This is a genomic window from Pseudomonas sp. GP01-A4 (genome assembly GCF_058780865.1).
Window position 1 is genome coordinate 109,071 of sequence record NZ_JBYSWF010000005.1, and the last position, 23,587, is coordinate 132,657.

The following is a 23,587-nucleotide window of genomic DNA, read 5'->3' on the forward strand; positions in this document are numbered from 1 at the left end:
ACCATCGAACTTGTGGCGAGGGAGCTTGCTCCCGTTGGGCCGCGCAGCGGCCCTAAACCCCTAGCCCACTGCCTTTGGCAACCGCTGATCAATCACCCGATACAACGCACTGCTCTCAGGCCAGTTACGCATAAACCTTGCCCGATCCCTGGCATATGCCGGAGCGAAGCTGCTCAAGGACGTGTGCTGACACATCGAATCCAGGTCGATCAGCGCCCAGCGATCCGTGTGCCAGAACAGGTTATGCCCCTTGAAATCCCCATGGCTGATGCGCTCGCGGATCAACTCTGCGAACAAATTATCCAGGGCCTGCAATTCGGCCTCGGGTGCCTCGCCACTCTCAACATACGGCGCGAACCGCTCGATGATGTCCGGCCCCGGCAGGTACTCGGTCACCAGATACGCGCGGCTGCGCAGCCACAGGAAGCGCTTTTCCAGCAACGCCAGCGGCTTGGGCGTGGCGATGCCGAGGAACGCCAGGCGATTGCCTTCGCGCCACGAATGCCAGGCCCGGCTCGGGCGCCAGAAGCGCTTGAGCCAATGGGCAAACCCCTTGATGTTGTAGCGCTTGATCACAAGTGGTCGACCGGCCACCTCGACCTTGGCGACACTGGCCGCCCCACCGGTTTTATACAGGTGGCCCTGGTCGAGCAGCGCATCGGCCTGCGCCAGCACCGGCAGCATCGCCGCTTCTTCCTCACGACGAGTCGCGCGCAGGGCGAACGGCCCGCGCACGACGCTGAACAGCGTGCACTCCCGGCCAACCTTGCTCAGGAAGTCCTTCAAGCGCCAGACGCTGACCTTGTGTACCTGCTTCTGCAACGCTTCGAGCGGCAACGCGTGTTCGCCATTGCTCAGCAGGTAATACACCAGCAACTCTTCGGTAAACGGCTCGAGGTTTTTCGGCAACTGCGCGAAAAACACCCCAAGGTTTTCCAGCACCCGGTTGCGCGACAGCGGTTTGCCCGCTTCTTCGACACAGATCCCGGCGCCGTCGATCAAATACAGTTTGCCGTCCTGACGCAGCAGGTTGTCCAGGTGCAGGTCTTCCTGCCACAGGCCCTTGGCGTGCATCTGCGCAATCGCACCCAGCGCTTCGGCGAGCACCGCTTGCTGCTGGTCAGCCAGCGGCGGCAGGTGTTCAACAGCCTGCCAAGCATCAGCCAGGCTGTCGGCGCCTTCAAGAAACTCGAACAGCAGCCAACCGCCCTCACCCTCTTGCAGACCATCGGCCAGCAACAGCGGCGTGGTCAGGCCTTGCTCGGCCAACAGCCGCACGCCCTTGAGTTCACGCTGAAAATGCCGCGCCGCCTTGCTGCCCACCAACAATTTGGCCAGCACCGGGCGCCCGCGCCACACAGCTGCGCCGACATAACGCTGGGCCGGCAATACCCGCAGCAGGCTCAGCAGTTGCAACTGCCCAGGCCCGGCAGCGTCTGCCAGTTCGATGCTCAGGGGCAAGCTTGGCGTGCGGCCGGCATTTTTCAGTTCGGACAAACGCATCAGCGGTTCTCCTTGTGACTGCGCCGGGCCGCCAGGCGCTGGTGCCAGGTGGCAACCAATGCGCTGTCCTGCGGCTGGTCCAGGTAAGCCGCCAACAGCTGGCGAACCTGATCGTCCGACCACTGCGGCGCACGGCGCAACAGCGGTTCCAGGTCCTTGACCCGGTCCCGCCAGCCGAACAGCAGCGGGCGGGTTTTCTCCAGGTCGATCAACTGTGCCGCGTACCCGTCGCCGGTGGCCTGCAGGAAAATATGCTTGGGATAAAAACAGCCATGCACCTGGCCCACGCTGTGCAACTGACGAGCAAGCTGACCGCAGGCCAGCAGGATTGCCCGCTGCTGCACGTCGCTCAACTCAGACCATTGCTCCAGCAATGAATCCAGGTCATTCCAACCATCCAGCGCCCGGGTCAGCAACATCGCCCGATGCTCTCCGGCCACTTTGCGCTCACCGAAAAACGCCGCCTGCAATGCCGGAATACCCAACTGCCGATAGCGGCTGATGTTACGAAACTCGCGGGCAAAACTCGGCTCGCCAAACGGGCGGTGCAAGGTGCGCGTCAGGTAGTTGCTCTGGCGCTTGAGGTAGTAGCCCTGGCCTTCGAGTTCGAGGCGAAACACGCTGCTCCAGCCGCCGCGGCTGGTATTGGGCTCGTCCACCGCATCCAGTTGCTTGGCCCACAGCGCGTCGAAAGTGCCGAGGCCGTTGCGCTCAAGCAATGCTCGATCTTCGGCCGCCAGGAAATCACTCATTCTCGCCCCTCGAAAAACTTCACCACGTGGCGAATTCGCTGTTTGTCCGCCGCACTCAAGTGTTTGCGCTGACGGTATTGCATGTAGAAGCGCAGGCGCTGGGTAGCCGACAAGTGATACTTGGCGACTTTGTCCAGGCAGGCCAGGTCCTTGGTAATGCGGTACTTGAGCCAGAACCCGCGCCAGAAATCGCCATTGGGGCAATCGATCAGGTACAGGGTTTGCTGGTCGTCTACCAACAAGTTGCGCCACTTCAAATCGTTGTGGGTAAACCGGTGGTCGTGCATGGTCCGCGTGTATTCAGCGAGCTGGCGACTGATCTTGTTGACCCACACCGGGTCTGACAGTTGCGGGTCATTGCGCTCGGCCAATGCCGACAAGTCTTCAGTCTTCGGCAGCTCGCGCGTGATCATCGCCCCGCGGTGATACGCCAGGCCTTTACGCTCCAGGCCCCAGGCGATCACATCGGCGGTGGGTATGCCCCACTTGGCGAAGCGCTTGAGGTTCTGCCATTCGGACTTGACTCGTGGCTTGCCCAGATAGCGGCGCAACCCCTTGCCTGCACCGACGTAGCGCTTGACGTAATAGTTGACCCCGCCGCGCTCCACGCGAATCACTTCGGACAACGGATCGCGGGTCAGCCGCTCGCCTTGCAGGGCGAACACGGCTTCCAGGCTACCAAAGTCATCCGCCAGGGCGGCGTAAGCGGGTTCCAGGTTCCAACCCGCCATCAGAGCGCATCCCCGTATCGTTGCTTGCGTGCGTAAAGCTTGGCGGCCATGCGTTCCAACGCCGACAGCAGCGCGCTTTGCTCGCCCAGGATCTGGCGCAAAGGTTGCTGGAAGTACGCCTTGAGAAACCGCAGTTTGTCGCGCCGGGTCAAACCGATCTCCAGGGCGGAGTAGTAAAGCCCCGCCAGGTCCTTGTCACGCCAGCGCCGGGGAATCTTCGAACGCACCTGGGCACGGTGCAGGTCGATCACCGAGAGCTTGATGTTGTGCACGGTAACCGGCTGGTCGGTGTGCAACAGGAAGTGGCACAGGTAGCAATCACGATGGTTCACGCCCCCCCGGTGCATCGTGCCCAGGGTGCGCGCAAGCTCAACGGTCAAGGCATGCCGAATCGCCGGCACGGGCGGCTGTTTGACCCAGTCCATGGTCAGGTCTTCAAGGCTGACGATAGGCGCCAGCTCTTCAGTGACGATGAACGAGTGCTGGTCGGCCGGGTTGCTGCCCTTTTCACCAAAGGCCACGCCGGTCATGGTGGGCACGCCGAGTTCCCGCAGACGCTGGATCGCGTCCCACTCCTGGCCCGCGCCCAAGACAGGCAACTTGGCCGTGATCAGGTTCTTGAGGATTTCACCCCAGCCAATTCCCCGGTGGATCTTTACAAAATAATGGCGGCCTTCCACTTCCGTACGCAGGGTACGGCGCGCGGCCAGCTCACGAAACACCTGGCCGTCCAGCTTCTCGACTTCGGCGAACGCATCGCGTCCGGCCCACAGGGTCTTGAACGGTTCGGCAAGAATCAACTTCATCGGTTTGGCTCCGCCAGAATCAGGTCCGCAGCGTACTGCGGCATGCTATAGAGGTCGGCCGTCTCTGCGAAGGCCAGACCATTGCGGCTCCACGCCGCGCGCGCTTGTGGATCGTCGAGCATGTCGACCAGGTACTGGTTGAGTTGGGCCTGCTCGAACGGTTCGTCCAACACCCGGCCATTCTGGGCCTTGTCGATGTAGAACGCGTAACCGCAGACCTTGCTCACCAGTACCGGGAGGCCGGCGACCACCGCTTCGATCAGCACCATGCCGGCCGCCTCGTTGTACGCGGGGTGGATCAACAGGTCGGCGCCCAGCAGAAAGCGCGGGATGTCGCTGCGGCCCTTGAAGAACTGCACCTGGTCGCCCAGTCCCAGCGCAGCACTCTGCAATTGGAATACTTTGGGGTCGTCCTGGCCGATTACAAATAGCCGGGTGCGTTTCTTCAGGCTCGACGGCAGCGCGGCCACGGCTTTGAGGCTGCGATCGACGCCCTTGGTCTTGAAGCCCGAGCCAATCTGCACCAGCAGCAAGTCATCGTCGGCCAGGCCGAATTCGCGACGAAACTCGGCGCGGATCTCGGCAGCATTGGGCGGCGCGCGGCGGTCGCGGGCGATGCCCGGCGGCAACAAATGAAAACGCTCGGCCTGGGTCCCGTAATACTGGGTGAACAGCTGCTGCTGGTGTTCGGACAGCACCATGATCTGCGTCTTGGCGTCTTTGTCGAACACTGCACGCTCGTATTCGGCAAAGTGCTTGTACCGGCCGAACCAGCGATACATCGGGTTGCGCAGGTTCTGCGCCTTGTCTTCGAACACGCCGTCGGCGGCGAAGTACAGGTCCAGCCCCGGCATCTTGTTGAAGCCCACCACGCGGTCCACCGGGCGCTTGGCCAGGTCGGCCTGGATCCAGGCGTAGAGCTTTTCATTGCGCCGATGGTTGACCAGCGCCTTGACCGGCGCCACCAGTACTTCAAAGCCCGGCGGCACGTCACCCTCCCAGATCAGCGTATAGACGCGAATCTGATGCCCGCGCTGCTGGCACTCCAGGGCAATACGCATGAAGTCGCGCTGCAGGCCACCAAAGGGGAAATACTTGTAGAGGACAAAAGCCAGTTGCATCAGTGTTCCTCAGCCAGTAACAACGTGCTTAAACGAGTTGCGACACGCTCAGGGTTCAGGCGAGTGAAGCACAGGGGCCACTCGCGCTTGAGATCGAACCGACGCTGGTCTTCGGCAGTCGGTTGATAAGTGCATTTCTTTTGCAGGCATGGCGCACACGGGAAGTCGCTGGCCAGGTGAATCTGCGCCTTGCCATAAGCCCCGGTCAGGCCAGGATTGGTAGGGCCGAACAGGGAAATCGTTGGCACATCCAGTGCTGCGGCCAAGTGGCCAAGGCCGGTGTCGACCGCAACACACGCCTTCGCCCCCGCCAGCACTCGGGCCACCCCCGCGAGGTTCAGCCTGGGCAGCACTTCGGCGTTTTTCAGGCCCTGGGCCAGGCGTTCAGCCCGGGCTTTTTCGGCGGCATTGCCCCACGGCAACTTCACGTCCACGCCAAAGCGGTCCATGCGCTCGGCCAGGTCGCGCCAGTAGGCTTCCGGCCAGTGCTTGGTGTCCCAGGTGGTGCCGTGCAGCAGCAGTACAAACGGTTTTTTCGGCGGCAGGCCCAGCAGCTTGTCGACACTGAGGCCGTAGTCGCCCAGGCCTTTTGGCAGGTCATAACCGAGGGCGACGGCAAACAGCTGGCGCAAGCGCTCCACCGCGTGCTGCCCACGGGCCACGGCCAGGCGTCGGGAATAGAAGTGCGCCGCCAATGGCTCGCGAGCCGACTGTTTGTCGAAACCGGCCACCGGGGCACGTACGTAGCGGGTCAGCCAGGCACTTTTCAGCAGGCCCTGGGCGTCGATCACCAGGTCATATTTGGTCGACTGCACGCTCTTCTTGAAGCGCCGCCATTCGCCACTCTTGAAGGTCTGCCAGAGGTTCTTGCGCCAGCGGCGGATCGCCACCGGGATCACCTTGTCCACCGCCGGGTGCCAGGTGGGAATCTCGGCGAAGCCTTCTTCCACCACCCAGTCAAACCGGATGCCCGGGATCGCCCGCGCCGCGTCGGTCAACGCCGGCAAGGCATGAATCACATCGCCCAGGGATGAGGTCTTGATTACCAGAACCCGCAACTTAACGAACCTCGACCACAGTGCCCTGCAACCGCTGCAACGCGTCGCTGACAGGTTGCGGCAGCAACTGGCGCAGGCAGTTGTAGTGGCCGAAGCGGCAGGTGCGATCAAAACACGGGCTGCAATCCAGGCCCAGGCGCACCACTTCGACCTTGTCGGCCAGCGGTGGGGTAAACCCGGGAGACGTCGAGCCATACACTGCCACCAGCGGGCGGTTCAGCGCCGCGGCCACGTGCATCAGGCCGGAGTCGTTGGACACCACCGAGTCGGCACAGGACAGCAGGTCGATGGCCTCGGCCAGGGATGTGTCGCCGCTCAGGTTGACCGCCTCTTCGCGCAGCCCCGGGATCAAGCGCTGGCGAATATCCTCGCCCACCGAATGATCGTTTTTCGAGCCGAACAACCAGACTTGCCAGCCCTCGCGAATCTTCATCTCCGCAACCTTGGCGTAATGCTCCGAAGGCCAGCGCTTGGACTCGCCAAACTCGGCGCCAGGGCACAGCGCCAGCACCGGACGGTCCAGCTCCAGGCCGAACTTGGCCAGGGCGGCGTCGCGGGTGACCGGGTCGATTTGCAGGCTCGGGCGCGGATAAGGCGTCGGCAACTCGGCTCCCGGCGCGTAGGCCAGGGCCATGAAGCGCTCGATCATCAGCGGGTAACGGGCCTTGTCGAGCTTGCGCACATCGTTGAGCAGGCCATAGCGAAACTCGCCACGCCAGCCGGTGCGTTTGGCAATACCGGCGAAGAACGGCACCAGTGCCGACTTCATCGAGTTGGGCAACAGGATCGCCTGATCGTACTGGCCAGCCAGGGACTTGCCGATGCGTCGACGGGTCGCCAGCTCCAGCGCGCCGTGGCCGAGCGGGAAGCTCAAGGCCTGACGCACCTCGGGCATGCGCTCAAGGATCGGCCGGCTCCACTCGGGGGCGAGCACGTCGATTTGGCAGTCGGGATGACGTTGCTTGAGGCACTGGAACAGTGTCTGCGCCATCACCATGTCACCGACCCAACTGGGCCCAACGATCAGAATATTCATGTAGTTTCCACAAACGATACGGGGAGGCTCATGCCTCCCCGCCTTATATAGTGTTTCAGCTTAACCCCAGTTCATGCCAGATTCGCTGCACCTGGCGCCGTTCGTCAGCGAACTGGTCCCCTGCCACCGTACCGGCCTCGTTCTGCAGGGCCTGGCGGTGAGCGGCGGAACGGTAGGCTTTATACACCTCGCGCAGCAAATGGGCATCGGCGGCGGGCATCAGCCCGACCTGCTCCAGGCCTTCCAGAATGCGGATATTGTCGGTGTAGCGCAGCAACGATGGATGTTGCGCAGACCACGCCAGAGCCGCGTATTGCACCATAAATTCAATATCGACGATACCTCCGGCGTCCTGCTTGAGGTCGAACGACGCCGTGGGTTCGAAGGCATTCGCCGCCGTTCCCGCCGCCGTGGACTTGGTGCCGAGGTTGTCGCGCATCTTGGCGCGCATCTCGCTGACCTCCTGGCGCAGCTTGTCCAGGTCCTGCGCGCGGCCCAGCACTTGCGCCCGTACCTGCTCGAAAGCACGGCCCACATCCTGACTGCCTACCAGCACTCGCGCACGCACCAGCGCCTGATGCTCCCAGGTCCAGGCTTCGTTTTCCTGATAACGCGCAAATGCGCCCAGGGAACTCACCAGCAAACCGGATGCGCCCGAAGGCCGCAGGCGCATGTCCACTTCATACAACTGGCCCGAGTTGGTCTGGGTGGTCAGCAGGTGAATGATCCGCTGCCCCAGCCGGGTAAAGAACTGCGCGCCATCGATCGGCTTGGCACCGTCGGTTTCGGCCTGGGGGTCACCGTCATGGATAAACACCAGGTCCAGATCCGAACCATGCCCCAATTCGATGCCGCCGACTTTCCCATAACCGACAATGATGAAGCCAGGATCGCACAAGGTGCCGTCCACCCGTTGCGGCGAGCCGTAGCGGGCAACCGTCTGGCGCCAGGCCAGGGCCAGCACTTGTTCGAGGATGGCTTCGGCGAGCCAGGTCAGGTAGTCGCTGACTTTCATCAGCGGCAGGCTGCCGGCGATTTCCGAGGCGGCCACCCGCAGGCGGTGGGCCAGCTTGAAGTGCCGTAGGGCCTCCATCTGCTGCTCAAGGTCATCTTCGGGGATGCGCGTCAGGCGCTCGCGCAATTCGGCGGCCAGTTCCGGCGCCAGCGGCGGCTTGAACAGGCGGCCTTCGTTGAGCAGTTCGTCCAGCAGCAGCGGGAAGCGAGTGATCTGCTCGGCAATCCACGGGCTGGCGGCGCACAGGGTCAGAAGGCGACGCAGGGCGTCGGGGTTTTCCGTCAGCAACACCAGATAAGCGGAACGCCGGGCGACGGCTTCGACCAAGGGCAGGACGCGCTCCAGTACCAGGTCCGGGTTGGCATGTTCGACGGCCTGGGCCAGCAAGCGCGGGATAAATGCATCCAGACGCTCGCGACCCAGGCGCTGCATGGCACGCAATTGCGGACTGCTGCGCAGGCCGGCCAGGGTTTTCAAGGCTTTGGGCGCGTCGGTAAAACCGCCTTCCTGCAACTGACGGCAAGCGGCTTCCTCGTCCTGGGACTCTTCCCACAACGGCAACCACTCACCGCCCACCATCAACTCGCTCTCTTCGCCCTCTTCTTCATCCGGATCGGCAATCACCTGGCGGAAATGCCAGTCCACCCGGCCACGCCAGTACATCAGGCGCTCATGAAACGCGGTCCAGTCCGGAAAGCCCAGCATGAAGGCAATCCGCGCCTGGTCTTCGGTGCCATCCGGGAGCATCTGCGTCTGGCGATCGGCGATCGCCTGGATCGCGTGCTCGGTGTAGCGCAGGAATTCATAGCCATCGCGCAGCTCGGCGACCACCGCCGGCGGCAGGTAACCCTGGCCTTCCAGGGTACCCAGCACTTTTAACAGTGGGCGCTGCTGCAGGCTCAGGTCACGGCCACCGTGGATCAGCTGGAACGCCTGGGCGATAAATTCGACTTCACGGATGCCGCCCGAGCCCAGCTTGATGTTCTCGGCCATGCCCTTGCGCCGCACTTCCTGCTGGATCAACTGCTTCATGGTGCGCAGCGCTTCGATGGCGGAAAAGTCCAGGTAACGCCGGTAGACAAACGGTCGCAGCATGTCGAGCAGTTGCGCACCGGCCACCTGGTCACCGGCCACCACCCGCGCCTTGATCATGGCGTAGCGTTCCCAGTCGCGGCCCTGGTCCTGGTAGTACTGCTCCAGCGCGTTGAAGCTGAGCACCAGCGCCCCGGCTGAACCGTAAGGTCGCAGGCGCATGTCGACCCGGAACACAAAGCCGTCGACGGTCATCGGGTCCAGGGCCTTGATCAGTTTTTGACCAAGGCGGATGAAGAACTCCTGGTTGTCCAGCGAGCGCTTCACGCCAACCGTGTCGCCGCCTTCGGGGTAGGCGAAGATCAGGTCGATGTCGGACGACAGGTTCAGCTCCACTGCGCCGAGCTTGCCCATGCCGAGGATGACCATGTGCTGCGGTTCGCCGCTGCGACGGCCCGTGGGTGTGCCGAACAATACGCAGTGGCGCTGGTACAACCACTGATAGGCCTGGTCGATGCTGGCGTCGGCCATGTCCGACAGGTCGCGGCAGGTTTGCACCAGGTCCGCCTGTCGGGTCAGGTCGCGCCAGATGATCCGCACCTGCTGGCGGGTGCGCTGGCGGCGCAGAACCCGGCCCAGTTCGTCTTCTGTCTCGGCTTGTTGCACGGCCGTTGCAATCTGTCCGCACAGCTCGCCGGGGGCAAAGCTGCGGTCCAGTTCGCCCCAGGCCACCAGCTCGAGCAACATCAAAGGGTCACGAACACTCTGTTCAATGACGAAATCACTGGCGGCGCACACACGGGCGAAGTCAGCCCAACGTTGCGGCGTCCACTCAGAAAGGCCATTATCGCCGTCCAATCCGGCCACGGCGTCACGAAATGACTGCTCGGCCCGCTTGGCAAATGGAAGCAGGATGGCCGGGAGTTCGGCCTGCATTGGAAGGCTCATGGTCTATCCTTGATCGGCGCGTAAAGGGCTTGTAGCTGTGAACGCAAGAACCACGCTCGGTGAAGGACTGTCGAACAAAGGTTAGAAATAGCTGAAAATTTTTCTTTTTTGGCAGTCAACATCAAATCTCTACCCTTTCTTGTTCGCAAAAGATCAACAATAACGATTATGCTCGCCAGCTAGACCGAGCAATCCGCTCAGTCTTGTGTAGTTTTACTACTCGTATATACATTCGAAAGGCTGAAATGGCCGACGATTTGTAGTAAAACTACAGGACGCCGAAGCAACCTTCGGCCATCCAAGAATTTATGTCGTCTGCCCACAAGGCCAGTCGCAAACTTCAGGCAACCGATTCTGGTAGCCTTTCCGCCCTGGAGCAAGCCATGCAAGACCTCGATCCCGTCGAAACCCAGGAATGGCTGGACGCCCTGGAATCGGTTCTCGACAAAGAAGGCGAAGACCGTGCTCACTACCTGATGACCCGTATGGGCGAACTCGCGACCCGCAGCGGCTCGCAACTGCCCTACGCCATCACCACGCCGTATCGCAACACCATCCCGGTAACCCACGAAGCACGCATGCCTGGCGACCTGTTCATGGAACGCCGCATTCGCTCGCTGGTACGCTGGAACGCCATGGCGATGGTAATGCGCACGAACTTGAAAGATTCTGACCTGGGCGGTCACATCTCCAGCTTCGCTTCCAGCGCAACCCTGTATGACATCGGCTTCAACTACTTCTTCCAGGCCCCGACCGAAGAACATGGCGGCGACCTGATCTACTTCCAGGGCCACACCTCGCCAGGCGTCTACGCCCGTGCGTTCATGGAAGGCCGCATCACCGAAGAACAAATGAACAACTTCCGCCAGGAAGTCGACGGCCAGGGCCTCTCGTCCTATCCGCACCCTTGGCTGATGCCTGATTTCTGGCAGTTCCCGACGGTATCCATGGGCCTGGGCCCGATCCAGGCGATCTACCAGGCACGCTTCATGAAGTACCTGGAAGCCCGTGGCTTCATCCCTGAAGGCAAGCAGAAAGTCTGGTGCTTCCTGGGCGACGGCGAGTGTGACGAGCCGGAATCCCTGGGCGCCATCTCCCTGGCCGGCCGCGAGAAGCTGGACAACCTGATCTTCGTCATCAACTGCAACCTGCAGCGCCTCGACGGCCCGGTTCGCGGCAACGGCAAGATCATCCAGGAACTCGAAGGCGTGTTCCGTGGTGCTCAGTGGAACGTGACCAAAGTCATCTGGGGCCGTTTCTGGGACCCACTGCTGGCCAAGGACGTCGACGGCATCCTGCAACGCCGCATGGACGAAGTCATCGACGGCGAGTACCAGAACTACAAAGCCAAAGACGGCGCGTTCGTACGTGAACACTTCTTCAACACGCCTGAACTCAAGGCAATGGTTGCAGACCTGTCCGACGACGAGATCTGGAAACTCAACCGTGGCGGCCACGACCCGTACAAGGTCTACGCGGCATACCACGAAGCGGTCAACCACAAAGAACAACCGACCGTCATCCTGGCCAAGACCATCAAGGGTTATGGCACCGGTGCCGGCGAAGCGAAGAACACTGCGCACAACACCAAGAAAGTCGATGTCGACAGCCTGAAGTTGTTCCGCGACCGCTTCGACATCCCGGTCAAGGACGAAGAGCTGGAGAACCTGCCGTTCTTCAAGCCGGAGCCAAACAGCGCCGAAGCCCGCTACCTCAGCGAGCGTCGCACTGCACTGGGCGGTTTCGTGCCACAGCGCCGCGCCAAGAGCTTCAACATCCCTACTCCGCCACTGGATACCCTCAAGGCAATCCTGGACGGCTCGGGCGACCGTGAAATCTCCACCACCATGGCCTTCGTGCGGATCCTCGCGCAGCTGGTCAAGGACAAGGAAATCGGCTCGCGTATCGTACCGATCATCCCGGACGAAGCCCGTACCTTCGGTATGGAAGGCATGTTCCGTCAGTTGGGCATCTACTCCTCCGTCGGCCAGCTCTACGAGCCAGTCGATAAAGACCAGGTGATGTTCTACAAGGAAGACAAGAAGGGCCAGATCCTCGAAGAAGGCATCAACGAAGCGGGCGCCATGAGCTCCTTCATCGCTGCCGGTACGTCGTACTCCAGCCACAACCAGCCGATGCTGCCGTTCTACATCTTCTACTCGATGTTCGGTTTCCAGCGTATTGGCGACCTGGCTTGGGCAGCAGGCGACAGCCGTACCCGTGGCTTCCTGATCGGCGGTACTGCCGGGCGGACCACGCTGAACGGCGAAGGCCTGCAACACGAAGACGGTCACAGCCACATCCTGGCGGGCACCATCCCGAACTGCCGCACCTTTGATCCAACCTACGGCTATGAGCTGGCGGTGATCATCCAGGACGGCATGAAGAAGATGACCGAAGAGCAGCAGGACGTTTTCTACTACATCACCGTGATGAACGAGTCCTACCAGCAGCCAGCCATGCCGGCCGGTGTCGAGGAAGGCATCATCAAGGGCATGTACCTGCTCGAAGAAGACACCAAGGAAGCCGCTCACCACGTGCAACTGATGGGCTCCGGCACCATCCTGCGCGAAGTGCGTGAAGCTGCAAAAATCCTGCGTGAAGAGTTCAACGTCGGTGCTGACGTATGGAGCGTTACCAGCTTCAACGAACTGCGTCGCGACGGCCTGGCCGTAGAGCGCAGCAACCGCCTGCACCCGGGCCAGAAGCCTGCGCGCACCTACGTCGAAGAGTGCCTGGCTGGCCGTAAGGGTCCGGTTATCGCCTCTACCGACTACATGAAGCTGTTTGCTGAACAAATTCGTCAGTGGGTACCGTCCAAGGAATTCAAAGTCCTGGGCACCGACGGTTTCGGCCGTAGTGACAGCCGCAAGAAGCTGCGTCACTTCTTCGAAGTCGACCGTCACTTCGTGGTGTTGGCAGCCCTGGAAGCCTTGGCTGACCGTGGTGAAATCGAACCCAAGGTGGTAGCAGACGCTATCGTCAAGTTCGGGATCAACCCGGAAAAACGCAACCCACTGGACTGCTGAGGAGACTTTCTGTGAGCGAACTCATTCGCGTACCTGACATCGGCAGCGGTGAAGGTGAAGTAATTGAACTGTTTGTGAAGGTCGGCGACACCGTCGAAGCCGACCAGAGCATCCTGACCCTGGAATCGGACAAGGCGAGCATGGAAATCCCTGCTCCCAAGGCCGGCGTGGTCAAAAGCCTGAAAGTGAAGCTGGGCGACCGCCTGAAAGAAGGCGACGAACTGCTTGAGCTGGAAATCGAAGGTGACGCTGATGCGGCCCCTGCGGCGGCCGCTCCTGCTGCTGCCCCGGCGCCTGCCGCCGAGAAGCCTGCCGCTGCTGCCGAGGCCCCTGCGGCTCCGGCGGCTGCACCTGCCGCCGAAACAGTCCAGGACATTCATGTTCCGGACATCGGTTCGTCGGGCAAGGCCAAGATCATCGAGCTGCTGGTTAAAGTCGGCGACACCGTCGAAGCTGATCAATCGCTGATCACCCTGGAGTCCGACAAGGCCTCCATGGAAATCCCTTCGCCGGCAGCCGGCGTGGTGGAAAGCATTGCCGTGAAGCTGGAAGACGAAGTCGGCACTGGTGACTTCATCCTCAAGCTGAAAGTAGCGGGCGCTTCGGCTCCTGCTGCTGCCGCTCCAGCCGCCGCTGCTCCGGCCGCCAAGGCTGAAGCCGCACCGGCTGCCGCCGCGCCTGCACCTGCACCTGCGCCTGCTGCAAAAGCCGAGGCCGCACCGGCTCCGGCGGCTGCACCTGCGCCAAGCGGTGCCAAGGTTCATGCCGGCCCTGCCGTGCGCCAACTGGCCCGTGAATTCGGCGTCGAGTTGAGCGCGGTAACCGCCAGCGGTCCTCACGGTCGCGTGCTCAAGGAAGACGTGCAGGTTTACGTCAAATCCATGATGCAGAAGGCCAAGGAAGCTCCGGCTGCCGGCGCTGCTACCGGTGGCTCGGGCATTCCGCCGATCCGCACCGTCGACTTCAGCCGCTTCGGCGAAATCGAAGAAGTGCCGATGACCCGCCTGATGCAAATCGGCGCGGCCGGCCTGCACGCCAGCTGGCTGAACATCCCGCACGTGACCCAGTTCGACCAGGCCGACATCACCGACCTGGAAGCATTCCGCGTTGCGCAGAAAGCCGTGGCCGAGAAGGCCGGCGTGAAGCTGACCGTGCTGCCCCTGCTGCTCAAGGCTTGCGCACATTTGCTCAAGGAGCTGCCGGACTTCAACAGTTCGCTGGCGCCAAGCGGCAAGGCGATCATTCGCAAGAAGTACGTGCACATCGGCTTTGCCGTCGACACTCCGGATGGCCTGCTGGTACCGGTCATCAAGAACGTCGACCAGAAGAGCCTGCTGCAGCTTGCCGCTGAGGCTGCTGCACTGGCTGCCAAGGCCCGCGACAAGAAGCTCACCCCGGACGACATGCAGGGCGCGTGCTTCACCATCTCCAGCCTCGGGCACATTGGCGGCACTGGCTTCACGCCAATCGTCAACGCGCCGGAAGTGGCGATCCTGGGTGTTTCCAAGGCCACTATCCAGCCTGTGTGGGACGGTAAAGCGTTCCAGCCGAAGCTGATGCTGCCACTGTCGCTGTCCTACGATCACCGTGTGATCAACGGCGCGGCTGCCGCACGCTTCACCCAGCGCCTGAGCCAGTTGCTGAACGACATCCGCACCATCCTGCTTTAAGCCACAACAGGTCTTCTGCCCATGCAGAAGACCTGGCTTCAACGATTTCCGAGCGCCACGCTCGTACCTCAACCCCGCCAATTGGCGGGGCTTTTTTTGCCTGCTTTCCAGGGAAAACCTGGACACGGAAATCGAGGTTGTACACCGCCCATCACCCCGGTTGCAGAAAACCGCTCGCTGGCCGATAACCCACTTATAGCACTTAGCCTTCATCCTCTCTTGTCAGCCTGTGCTGCATGATGCAACCTTGCCGCAGGCAACAGTAAAGAGGGCGTGAGCCCGGCGCGATGCGCATTTTTCCAAGCGAGTTTCCCCATGAAAAGCCAACCCGATGTCGCCCGTACGGCGGCCGAGGTAGTGACGCAATTACCGGTGCCTTCGCGCCTCGGTATGCTGCGTTTCGAGCGGCTTAATGAGGCTAGCTGGGCCCTGCTGTACCTCGACCCCAATTGCGAACGCCAGTTCGGCCTGCCCGCGATGGAACTGTGCGCCCTGATCGGCTCGCCCTACGCCAGCCTGATGGAGCCCCAGGCGCGCTATCAGCTGCATGATGCGATCCAGGAACAGCTGACCATCAGCCCGCATTACCTGGTGCGCTACACCCTGCACACCAACGACGGCCCGTTGAGCCTGCTGGAACTGGGTGAAGCCTACAAACAACACAATCGTCACCTGCTGCGCGGCTACCTGATGGTGGTCGACGGCCTGTTCAGTGATCTCCCACCGGCCCCTGCGGCAGACCTGGAGAGCCAGAACAGCCGCTTGCAGATTGCCCTGGAACTCAACCAACGCGCCCAGCAGGAACAACTGCAACACCTTGAGCGGGTGCGCGCCCAGCAGGAGTTGATCCTGCTGCTGGCCCGCCAGCGCTACAGCACCAACAACTCGCTGCAGGAAGCCGCCGAGCTGATCACCCGCAGTGCCTGCGATATCTACCAGATCGACTGCGCAAGCATCTGGAACCTCGAAAACCAGCATCTGGTGCCGATTTCCGCTTATCACCGCGCCGATCAGCAGCACCACCTGCCAGAGTCTATCGATGCCAGTGGCTTCCCGGATTACCTGGAAGCCCTGCAAACCAGCCGTGCGATCGACGCCACCAACGCCATGCGCGACCCACGCACGCGTGAAATGGCCGAGAGCCTGCGCCCGCGGGACATCCACGCCATGCTCGACGCCAGCATCCGCGTCGATGGCAACGTGGTCGGCGTGTTGTGCCTGGAGCAAAGTGGCAGCACCCGCGTCTGGCAGTCCGACGAGATCGCCTTTGCCGGCGAGCTGGCCGACCAGTTCGCCCAGGTGATCAACAACCACAACCGCCGCACCGCCACCAGTGCCCTGCACTTGTTCCAGCGAGCCGTGGAGCAAAGCGCCAATGCGTTCCTGCTGGTCAATTGCGACGGCGTGGTGGAATACGTCAACCCCAGCTTTACCGCGATCACCCAGTACAGCACCGAAGAAGTCCACGGCCACCAGCTGTCGGAACTGCCGGCACTGGAGAACCTCAGCGAGCTGCTGTTCGACGCGCCTTCAAGCCTGGCCAAGAGCAACAGTTGGCAAGGCGAGTTCAAGAGCCGGCGCAAAAACCTCGAACCCTACTGGGGCCAGTTGTCGATCTCCAAGGTTTATGGCGATAACCGTGAGTTGACCCATTACATCGGCATCTACGAAGACATCACCCAGACCAAGCTGGCCCAGCAGCGCATCGAGCGGCTGGCCTACACCGACAACCTGACCAACCTGGGCAACCGCCCGGCGTTCATCCGCAACCTGGATGAACGCTTTGCCCGGGACAGCGACAGCCCCATCAGCCTGCTGCTGGTGGACATCGACAACTTCAAGCGGATCAACGACAGCCTCGGCCACCAGACCGGCGACAAGCTGCTGATCAGCCTGGCCCGGCGCCTGCGCAACAGCCTGACCGCCAGTGGCAGCCTGGCGCGATTTGCCAGTAACGAATTTGCCGTGCTGCTGGACGATACCGACCTTGAAACCGGCCAGCAGGTCGCCAGCCAGTTGCTGGCCACCCTCGACAAGCCGATGTTCGTCGACAACCAGCTGATCAGCGTCACCGGCTCCGTGGGCCTCGCCTGCGCGCCGCTGCATGGCCGCGATCCGCAGACCCTGATGCGCAACGCCGGCCTGGCGCTGCACAAGGCCAAGGCCAACGGCAAACACCAGGTGCAGGTATTTACCGAAGCGCTGAATGCCGAAGCCAGCTACAAGCTGTTCGTGGAAAACAACCTGCGCCGCGCCCTGACCCAGAACGAACTGGACGTGTTCTACCAGCCCAAGCTGTGCCTGCGCAGCGGTCGTCTGCTGGGGATGGAAGCGTTGTTACGCTGGAACCATCCGGAAAAGGGCATGATCCGCCCCGATCAATTCATCAGCGTGGCTGAAGAGACCGGGTTGATCATCCCCATCGGCAAATGGATCGCCCGCCAGGCCTGCCGCATGAGCCGACAACTGACCGCTGCCGGCATGGGCAACCTGCAAGTGGCGATCAACCTGTCGCCCAAGCAGTTTTCCGACCCGGACCTGGTGGCCTCGATTGCCACGATCCTCAAGGAAGAACAGTTGCCGGCCAACCTGCTGGAACTGGAGTTGACCGAAGGCCTGCTGCTGGAAGCCACCGAAGACACGCGCCTGCAACTGGACCAACTGAAGAGTTTCGGCTTGACCCTGGCGATGGATGACTTCGGTACCGGTTACTCGTCGCTGAGCTACCTGAAAAAATTCCCGATCGACATCATCAAGATTGATCGCAGCTTCATCCATGAAATCCCGGACAACCAGGACGACATGGAAATCACCTCGGCGGTGATCGCCATGGCCCACAACCTCAAGCTCAAGGTGGTGGCCGAAGGCATCGAGACTGCCGAGCAGCTGGCGTTCCTGCGCCGCCACCGTTGCGACGTCGGCCAGGGCTACCTGTTCGACCGGCCAATCCCAGGGGCCGAGCTGATGACGATGCTTAAACGCTACCCTCGCGGGCCAATCGCCTGACAGCGCGGTAACACTCGGGCACACTGGCAGTCTGAACTCTTACTTGTAACTCAATCTGACTGAGAGGACTGATCATGGTCTTGCGCTCGGAAATCCTGGTGAATAAAAACGTGCTTCCCACTCAAGAACAAGCTTTGCCTGGCCGTGAAACCCCGATGTCGCTGCCCGAGACGCACTTCGTCAACGGCAACCCGCTGCTGGGCCCGTTTGTCGATAACGTAGAGTTTGCGATCTTCGGCCTGGGTTGCTTCTGGGGTGCAGAGCGTCGTTTCTGGCAGCGTGACGGTGTGGTCAGCACGGTAGTGGGTTATGCCGGCGGCTACACGCCGAACCCGACGTATGAAGAAGTCTGCTCAGGCCTGACCGGCCACAGCGAAGTGGTGTTGGTGGTGTTTGACCAGGACAAGATCAGCTACGAAGAGCTGCTGAAAATGTTCTGGGAACTGCACAACCCGACCCAGGGCATGCGCCAGGGCAATGACATCGGCAGCCAGTATCGTTCGGTGATCTACGCGGTCAAGCCGGAGCACCTGGAGGCGGCGAAGGCCAGCGCAGAGGCTTATCAGGCGGAATTGACCAAGGCCGGCCTGGGCACCATCACCACCGAAATCGAAGAAGCGCCGACGGTGTATTTCGCCGAGGCGTACCACCAGCAGTACCTGGCGAAGAATCCGCAGGGTTACTGCGGAATCGGCGGCACCGGCGTGACCTGCCCGATCTAAGAGCGACACCGATAAAAATGTGGGAGCGGGCTTGCTCGCGAAAGCGGAGTGTCAGTCACTGAATGTGTTTCTGATACACCGCTTTCGCGAGCAAGCCCGCCCCCACATTGGGTCTTCAATACCTTGCGATTGGCTTACTCGGCGATAAGCCAATCCATCTGCCAGCCACCCTGGGTTTGCCCAAGCTGCTTGGACAACCACGGCAGCAGCTCACGCAACTCCTCCTCCAGCCCCCACGGCGGATTGGCAATCGCCAGACCCGAACCGGTCAGGGTGTTGGGCGTGTCCAGCGGATGCACCAGCAATTCCACCCGCAGCAACTTCGGCGCACCGGTACCGGCCAGGTCCTGGTAGAAGCGGCGCAGCATGCGCTGGTCCTTCACCGGGTACCAGATCGCAGCCACTGTCTGGCGCATCCGGCTCACGGCTTCCTTGAGGGACGCGGCGCAGCGCTGCATCTCGTCGAGCTTCTCGAACGGCGGGTCTATCAACATCAACGCACGCTTTTCCGGCACCGGCAGCAATGCCCGTGGCACGTGCCAGCCTTCGCCAAGGTGGACTTTCACCCGACGATCACCCTTCATGTTGTCCTTGAGCAGCAGGCCGTCTTCCGGGTGCTTTTCGTTGAGCAGCACGCGGTCCTGAGGACGAGTCAGGCGTCGCGCCAGCTCCGGCGAACCCGGGTAGTAGCGCAATTCGCCATCCGGGTTCATCTCGTGCAGCACACGCATGTAATCGGCGGTCAGCGGCGGCAGGTCGGCCTGGCCCCACAGGCGGGCGATGCCTTCCAGGTATTCACCGGTACGGTTCGCCTGGTCGCCCTGCAGGTCGTACAGACCAATGCCGGCGTGGGTGTCGAGATAGGCAAACGGCTGCTCCTTGCGCGACATCAGGGCGATGAGGCGGGTCAAGGTCAGGTGTTTGAAGACATCGGCGTGGTTGCCGGCGTGATAGGCGTGACGATAATTCATGGTTGCTCCTGCGCAGGGGGCGAAGTTTACCTTTTACGCAGGCAAAGGTGCAGGGCTGCGCGTCAGGTGGCGCTTATGCCGCAAACACAGGGGCGCTGCCGAAAATAGTCTAATTGGCGGTGCGAAAGCGGATTTATTGTGGCGAGCAATTATCCATGGAGGTCATAACAACTCATGAAAGACGCCACCATCGCTTTGCACCATGGCTTCAAGTCGGACCCGACTACCAAGGCCGTCGCCGTGCCGATCTACCAGAACGTCGCTTTCGAATTCGATAACGCCCAGCACGGCGCCGACCTGTTCAACCTCGACGTGCCCGGCAATATCTACACGCGCATCATGAACCCCACCAACGACGTGCTGGAGCAACGCATCGCAGCACTCGAAGGCGGCATCGCGGCCCTGGCGGTGTCGGCCGGCAGCGCGGCGATCCACTACGCGATCCAGACCCTGACCCGTGCCGGTGACAACATCGTCACCACCCCGCAGCTGTACGGTGGCACCTACACCCTGTTCGCCCACTTGCTGCCGAGCTTCGGCGTTGACGTGCGCTTCGCCCGTGACGACTCCGCCGAAGCCATCGCCGAGCTGATCGATGACAACACCAAACTGGTGTACTGCGAGAGCATCGGCAACCCGGCAGGCAATATCATCGATATCGAAGCCCTGGCCAACGTCGCCCACGCCCGTGGCGTGCCGCTGATGGTGGACAACACCGTGGCCACGCCAATCCTGTGCAAGCCGATCCAGTTCGGCGCGGACATCGTCGTGCATTCGGTGACCAAATACGTGGGCGGCCACGGCAACTCGCTGGGTGGCGTGATCGTCGACAGCGGCACCTTTCCCTGGACCCAGTACCCGGAGAAATTCCCCGGACTCAACCAGCCGGAGCCGGCCTATCACGGTGTGGTCTACACCGAAAAATTCGGCCCGGCGGCGTTCATCGCCCGCGCCCGTACCGTGCCGCTGCGCAACACCGGCGCGGCCCTGGCGCCGATGAATGCATTCCTGCTGCTGCAAGGCCTGGAAACCCTGGCCCTGCGCATGGAGCGCCACACCGAAAACGCCTTGAAGATTGCCCACTTCCTGCAAGACCACGCACTGGTGGAGTGGGTCAGCTACGCCGGCCTGCCGGATCACCCCCACCATCACCTGGCGCAGAAATACATGCAGGGCAAACCGTCGGCGATTCTGTCCTTCGGCCTGAAGGGTGGTTATGAGGCAGGCGTGCGTTTCTACGATTCGCTGCAGATCTTCAAGCGCCTGGTGAACATTGGCGATGCCAAGTCCCTGGCCTGCCACCCGGCGTCCACCACCCATCGCCAGATGAATGAACAGGAGCAGGCGAAGGCCGGGGTGAAGCCGGAGATGATTCGCCTGTCTGTCGGCATTGAGGCGATTGAGGACCTGATCGAAGACTTGCAGCAGTCGCTGGCCTCAACCCAGCTCTGAGGCCAGCCAGGCGGCCAGCGCCTGATGGCTGACATCCGGCCGGCGCACGAAGTAGGCGACCTTGTGCTTCAAGGTCGCCGGCACAAAGGCGCTGTATAGGTCCGGGCGCTGTTCTTCCAGCCACTGCAACAGGTTGTCCACCTGCGTAACGCTCGATTGCTCACCCAGGTGCTGGAGAACATGCGGCGGCACTTGCCACCATGGGCCGGGCTTTGCCGCTCCCGCTGCCGTAACCGCTACCTCATGCTGGCGACCATTGATCCAGTAGCGACTGAACACCGGGAGCAACTCCTTTGCCTGTAGCCCCAGCGCCTGCAACACAGGCAGGACATAAGCACCGTCCCAGAAGCGAAAGAACACCGCCGGCCCTTCCGGCAACAGTACCTTGGTCAGGCTGCGCAGATGCTCGACGACGGTGTGCAAGGAACAGGACGACACCGCCAGCCAACCCCAGTCGATACCTTCACATTCAGCGGCCCATTTCAAAAAAGCGCTGTCGACGGCGACCACCGCGACGTAGGGCATGACCTCCTCCCACGCTGCATACTCGCTACCCGCCCAGATGGGGCTAAGTGCACGTCCGTCGGTACGCCGCCACGCATCGAGCGGCTTGCAGTCGCTGGCATTGCCCATCACCACAAACAACTGCTCGCCCGCCTGCAACGGCGCAGCCTCAAGCCACTGCCCGGGAGAAATCATGGCGCACCCGCGGGCAGTGATGTATTGCGATGCAGGGGCGTATTGCACACGCCATTCCTGCAGCGCTCGCACTCTTCGCAAAAGGGTGCGCTGCGCTTCAGGCTTAACACCTGGACGGCACTCAACGGTGCAGGTATTACCGCCAGCAACTTTTCCTGCAGCCCCGGCGTCAGCGGCGCTCCCGCCGGTGCCGGGGAGCCGCCAAGCTGGATTTGCGTGCTGCTGAAAATCCCGCCCGCCGAAACGTTGATCCACTGCCCACCGGCCTGGAGGGTCACGCTGGCACCCGCATCAATAACGACGTTTTGCCCGGCACCGATGTGAATGGTCAACCCGGCACGTACCTGCTGGGAGCCCGCGACCATCAGGTGATCGTCCTGCTTGAGTTCGGTCAGGCGGTTGCCGTGGGTAGTGCGCTGTTCTTCGCCCTGAAGCTCGTGACGATCAAGGCCTTTGACGATCACGTCGCGCTGGTTGTCGACCTGCACGTGCTGGTCGTGCAGTACATGCTGGGTCCAGTTGCGCTGGGCGCGCAGGTAGATTTCCTCGGCACCCTTGCGGTCCTCGATGCGCAGCTCGTTGTAGCCACCGCCGCCGGGGCTGGTCTGGCTACGGAAGATGCTGCGGGTCTTGTCGGCTGGCAGGTCCAGCGGCACCGGCGTGGCGGCATTGGCCAGGCAACCGACCACCAGCGGCGTGTCGGCGTCGCCGTCGACGAAACCCACCAGCACCTCCATGCCTACCCGCGGGATCAACACCGAGCCGTAATGCTCATGGGCCCAGCCACTGGCCACCCGCAGCCAGCAACTGGAATGTTCGTCGTGCTCCCCGGCGCGATCCCAGGCCATCTGCACCTTGACCCGGCCATACTCGTCACAATGGATCTCGCTGCCTGCCGGCCCTGTAACCACGGCGTTTTGATAGCCAGACACCGGCGGTCGCGATACCAGCAGCGGTGTTCGAAACGGCACCTCCCATGGCGTTACGACAAAGTGATTGCTGTAGCCCTGAGCCGATTCATCACCTGAGGCGTCGATGGCCGACTCCTCCAGCACCTGAGGCTGGCGCCCTGCATGCGTCACCTGGGTGACCAGCCACAAATCATTCCATTCCTGGCGAGGATGCCCTTCCATCCTCAGGAACTGCCCGCTGACCAGGGACGGCTGGTCGCTATGGCCACTGGCCTGGCGAAAGTCACCGCGATGGCGCTCCAACCTACGTTGCGCCAGGTATTTACCATGAGCGCGATCCGTAAAATTCCCGGGATAACACTGTTCCTCCAGCATGGGACGCTGGCCGCCGGACGCCGTGCTTTCCAAGCTCAGGCGTGGCTTTCTGAAGTCGTAGTCCCGCAGATTCACATCGGTGGTACGGGTCTTCAACCGCAGGGTAAAACGCTTGATCACCGGCGTGTCGGCAACCATCCCCGAACCCGCCGCGTATTGAGTGGCTTGCTCAGGCTGGGCGAACACGCTCTGGTCATCGCCGAACACCAAAAGGTGGCGCTCGGGGTGATGCTGGAAGTGGTAGTGAATGCCCGACTCGGCGCACAAGCGCTGGATGAACGCCAGATCGGTTTCGCCAAACTGAACGCAGTACTCACGCTCGGGGTACACCCCGCTCAGTTGAAACGAGAAGGCATCCGCCTGGATACCCTGCCCTTCCAGCACCAGTGCAATGATCTGCGGCACCGTCCGGTTCTGGAAAATCCGCTGGTGAGCGCTGTGCTCAAGATAAGCCAACCGCGGAACCAGCGTGATCTGATAACGCGTCAGGCGCTTGCCCGAGTCGCCTTGCGCCACCCGATAAACTTGGCCATGAATACCATGGCCATGCGCATCAAACCCCAGGAACGCCTGGCGATGCATCAAGCTTTCCAGGTCAAGGTCGGGTTGCTCGCTGACCAGTTCAAGGTCAAAACGATAGGGCAGGCTGATGAATTCATCGCCCGTGAACTCACGCACCTTGAGAACACTTGGCACACCGTCGAGGGTCAGGCTAAAGGCACTTTGATTGGCAGGAGCGAACATCCGGTG

At 61.8% G+C, this 23,587-nt stretch carries 16 protein-coding genes; 5 read left to right on the forward strand and 11 right to left on the reverse strand.

The window, feature by feature from the left end; translation table 11 throughout:
* Window positions 1-60: 60 nt before the first annotated feature.
* From AC3WKX_RS05500 to glnE, 8 genes are read right to left on the reverse strand one after another with little or no spacing between them, the layout of a single operon-like run.
* On the reverse strand, window positions 61-1,503 hold the full coding sequence (locus AC3WKX_RS05500; protein ID WP_102604285.1) for a lipopolysaccharide kinase InaA family protein: 1,443 nt from the start codon (window positions 1,501-1,503) through the stop codon (window positions 61-63).
* On the reverse strand, window positions 1,503-2,255 hold the full coding sequence (locus AC3WKX_RS05505; RefSeq protein ID WP_008439156.1) for a lipopolysaccharide kinase InaA family protein: 753 nt from the start codon (window positions 2,253-2,255) through the stop codon (window positions 1,503-1,505). Before AC3WKX_RS05505 ends, AC3WKX_RS05500 begins: the two co-directional genes overlap by 1 nt.
* Window positions 2,252-2,986 (reverse strand): lipopolysaccharide kinase InaA family protein, encoded by a 735-nt coding sequence (locus AC3WKX_RS05510; RefSeq protein WP_003209451.1) that lies wholly within the window; start codon window positions 2,984-2,986, stop codon window positions 2,252-2,254. Before AC3WKX_RS05510 ends, AC3WKX_RS05505 begins: the two co-directional genes overlap by 4 nt.
* On the reverse strand, window positions 2,986-3,792 hold the full coding sequence (gene rfaP, locus AC3WKX_RS05515) for a lipopolysaccharide core heptose(I) kinase RfaP (protein ID WP_003209450.1): 807 nt from the start codon (window positions 3,790-3,792) through the stop codon (window positions 2,986-2,988). The genes AC3WKX_RS05510 and rfaP overlap by 1 nt, the downstream gene beginning before the upstream one ends.
* Complete coding sequence (locus tag AC3WKX_RS05520; protein WP_008439159.1) at window positions 3,789-4,913, reverse strand: glycosyltransferase family 4 protein; 1,125 nt, start codon at window positions 4,911-4,913, stop codon at window positions 3,789-3,791. The genes rfaP and AC3WKX_RS05520 overlap by 4 nt, the downstream gene beginning before the upstream one ends.
* Entirely contained in the window at window positions 4,913-5,971 is a 1,059-nt protein-coding gene (gene waaC / locus AC3WKX_RS05525) for a lipopolysaccharide heptosyltransferase I (RefSeq protein WP_003209442.1), read from the reverse strand. The genes AC3WKX_RS05520 and waaC overlap by 1 nt, the downstream gene beginning before the upstream one ends.
* A gap of 1 nt (window position 5,972) precedes the next feature.
* Window positions 5,973-7,007, reverse strand: coding sequence for a lipopolysaccharide heptosyltransferase II (gene waaF, locus AC3WKX_RS05530; RefSeq protein WP_102604286.1), 1,035 nt, complete (start codon window positions 7,005-7,007; stop codon window positions 5,973-5,975).
* Between the two features lie 55 nt (window positions 7,008-7,062).
* The gene (glnE, locus tag AC3WKX_RS05535; RefSeq protein WP_032899861.1) at window positions 7,063-10,002 is read right to left on the reverse strand and encodes a bifunctional [glutamate--ammonia ligase]-adenylyl-L-tyrosine phosphorylase/[glutamate--ammonia-ligase] adenylyltransferase; all 2,940 of its coding nucleotides are present in this window, start codon (window positions 10,000-10,002) and stop codon (window positions 7,063-7,065) included.
* A 383-nt stretch (window positions 10,003-10,385) separates the two neighbouring features.
* Here glnE and aceE point away from each other — a divergent pair, with 383 nt between their 5' ends.
* From aceE to msrA, 4 genes are all read left to right on the forward strand, one after another.
* The gene (gene aceE, locus AC3WKX_RS05540; RefSeq protein ID WP_003209439.1) at window positions 10,386-13,031 is read left to right on the forward strand and encodes a pyruvate dehydrogenase (acetyl-transferring), homodimeric type; all 2,646 of its coding nucleotides are present in this window, start codon (window positions 10,386-10,388) and stop codon (window positions 13,029-13,031) included.
* A gap of 11 nt (window positions 13,032-13,042) precedes the next feature.
* Window positions 13,043-14,701: a dihydrolipoyllysine-residue acetyltransferase gene (aceF, locus tag AC3WKX_RS05545; RefSeq protein ID WP_102604287.1), complete on the forward strand. Its 1,659-nt coding sequence runs from the start codon at window positions 13,043-13,045 to the stop codon at window positions 14,699-14,701.
* Between the two features lie 315 nt (window positions 14,702-15,016).
* Window positions 15,017-17,707: a putative bifunctional diguanylate cyclase/phosphodiesterase gene (locus tag AC3WKX_RS05550; RefSeq protein ID WP_003209437.1), complete on the forward strand. Its 2,691-nt coding sequence runs from the start codon at window positions 15,017-15,019 to the stop codon at window positions 17,705-17,707.
* A gap of 74 nt (window positions 17,708-17,781) precedes the next feature.
* Window positions 17,782-18,429, forward strand: a complete 648-nt coding sequence (gene msrA / locus AC3WKX_RS05555) for a peptide-methionine (S)-S-oxide reductase MsrA (protein WP_003209436.1) — start codon at window positions 17,782-17,784, stop codon at window positions 18,427-18,429.
* A 134-nt stretch (window positions 18,430-18,563) separates the two neighbouring features.
* On the opposite strand, the gene AC3WKX_RS05560 is transcribed toward msrA, so the two are convergent.
* Complete coding sequence (locus AC3WKX_RS05560; protein WP_003209435.1) at window positions 18,564-19,400, reverse strand: 23S rRNA (adenine(2030)-N(6))-methyltransferase RlmJ; 837 nt, start codon at window positions 19,398-19,400, stop codon at window positions 18,564-18,566.
* Window positions 19,401-19,574: 174 nt separating this feature from the next.
* Between AC3WKX_RS05560 and AC3WKX_RS05565 the strand changes: the two genes are divergently transcribed.
* Window positions 19,575-20,852: an O-acetylhomoserine aminocarboxypropyltransferase/cysteine synthase family protein gene (locus AC3WKX_RS05565; protein ID WP_102604288.1), complete on the forward strand. Its 1,278-nt coding sequence runs from the start codon at window positions 19,575-19,577 to the stop codon at window positions 20,850-20,852.
* Here the strand turns inward: AC3WKX_RS05565 and AC3WKX_RS05570 are convergent.
* Window positions 20,838-21,551: a DUF4123 domain-containing protein gene (locus AC3WKX_RS05570; RefSeq protein WP_102604289.1), complete on the reverse strand. Its 714-nt coding sequence runs from the start codon at window positions 21,549-21,551 to the stop codon at window positions 20,838-20,840. The two genes, AC3WKX_RS05565 and AC3WKX_RS05570, sit on opposite strands and share 15 nt — an antisense overlap.
* Entirely contained in the window at window positions 21,548-23,581 is a 2,034-nt protein-coding gene (locus tag AC3WKX_RS05575; RefSeq protein ID WP_102604290.1) for a type VI secretion system Vgr family protein, read from the reverse strand. Before AC3WKX_RS05575 ends, AC3WKX_RS05570 begins: the two co-directional genes overlap by 4 nt.
* Window positions 23,582-23,587 lie beyond the last annotated feature (6 nt).

Excerpts from the sequence above, each read along its gene's own strand:
- AC3WKX_RS05565 (WP_102604288.1), top strand. The coding sequence starts at position 19,575 with ATGAAAGACGCCACCATCGCTTTGCACCATGGCTTCAAGTCGGACCCG.
- glnE (WP_032899861.1), bottom strand. The coding sequence starts at position 10,002 with ATGAGCCTTCCAATGCAGGCCGAACTCCCGGCCATCCTGCTTCCATTT.
- rfaP (WP_003209450.1), bottom strand. The coding sequence starts at position 3,792 with ATGAAGTTGATTCTTGCCGAACCGTTCAAGACCCTGTGGGCCGGACGC.
- AC3WKX_RS05560 (WP_003209435.1), bottom strand. The coding sequence starts at position 19,400 with ATGAATTATCGTCACGCCTATCACGCCGGCAACCACGCCGATGTCTTC.
- AC3WKX_RS05520 (WP_008439159.1), bottom strand. The coding sequence starts at position 4,913 with ATGCAACTGGCTTTTGTCCTCTACAAGTATTTCCCCTTTGGTGGCCTG.
- AC3WKX_RS05575 (WP_102604290.1), bottom strand. The coding sequence starts at position 23,581 with ATGTTCGCTCCTGCCAATCAAAGTGCCTTTAGCCTGACCCTCGACGGT.
- aceE (WP_003209439.1), top strand. The coding sequence starts at position 10,386 with ATGCAAGACCTCGATCCCGTCGAAACCCAGGAATGGCTGGACGCCCTG.
- AC3WKX_RS05500 (WP_102604285.1), bottom strand. The coding sequence starts at position 1,503 with ATGCGTTTGTCCGAACTGAAAAATGCCGGCCGCACGCCAAGCTTGCCC.
- AC3WKX_RS05570 (WP_102604289.1), bottom strand. The coding sequence starts at position 21,551 with ATGATTTCTCCCGGGCAGTGGCTTGAGGCTGCGCCGTTGCAGGCGGGC.
- waaF (WP_102604286.1), bottom strand. The coding sequence starts at position 7,007 with ATGAATATTCTGATCGTTGGGCCCAGTTGGGTCGGTGACATGGTGATG.
- AC3WKX_RS05510 (WP_003209451.1), bottom strand. The coding sequence starts at position 2,986 with ATGGCGGGTTGGAACCTGGAACCCGCTTACGCCGCCCTGGCGGATGAC.
- AC3WKX_RS05550 (WP_003209437.1), top strand. The coding sequence starts at position 15,017 with ATGAAAAGCCAACCCGATGTCGCCCGTACGGCGGCCGAGGTAGTGACG.
- msrA (WP_003209436.1), top strand. The coding sequence starts at position 17,782 with ATGGTCTTGCGCTCGGAAATCCTGGTGAATAAAAACGTGCTTCCCACT.
- AC3WKX_RS05505 (WP_008439156.1), bottom strand. The coding sequence starts at position 2,255 with ATGAGTGATTTCCTGGCGGCCGAAGATCGAGCATTGCTTGAGCGCAAC.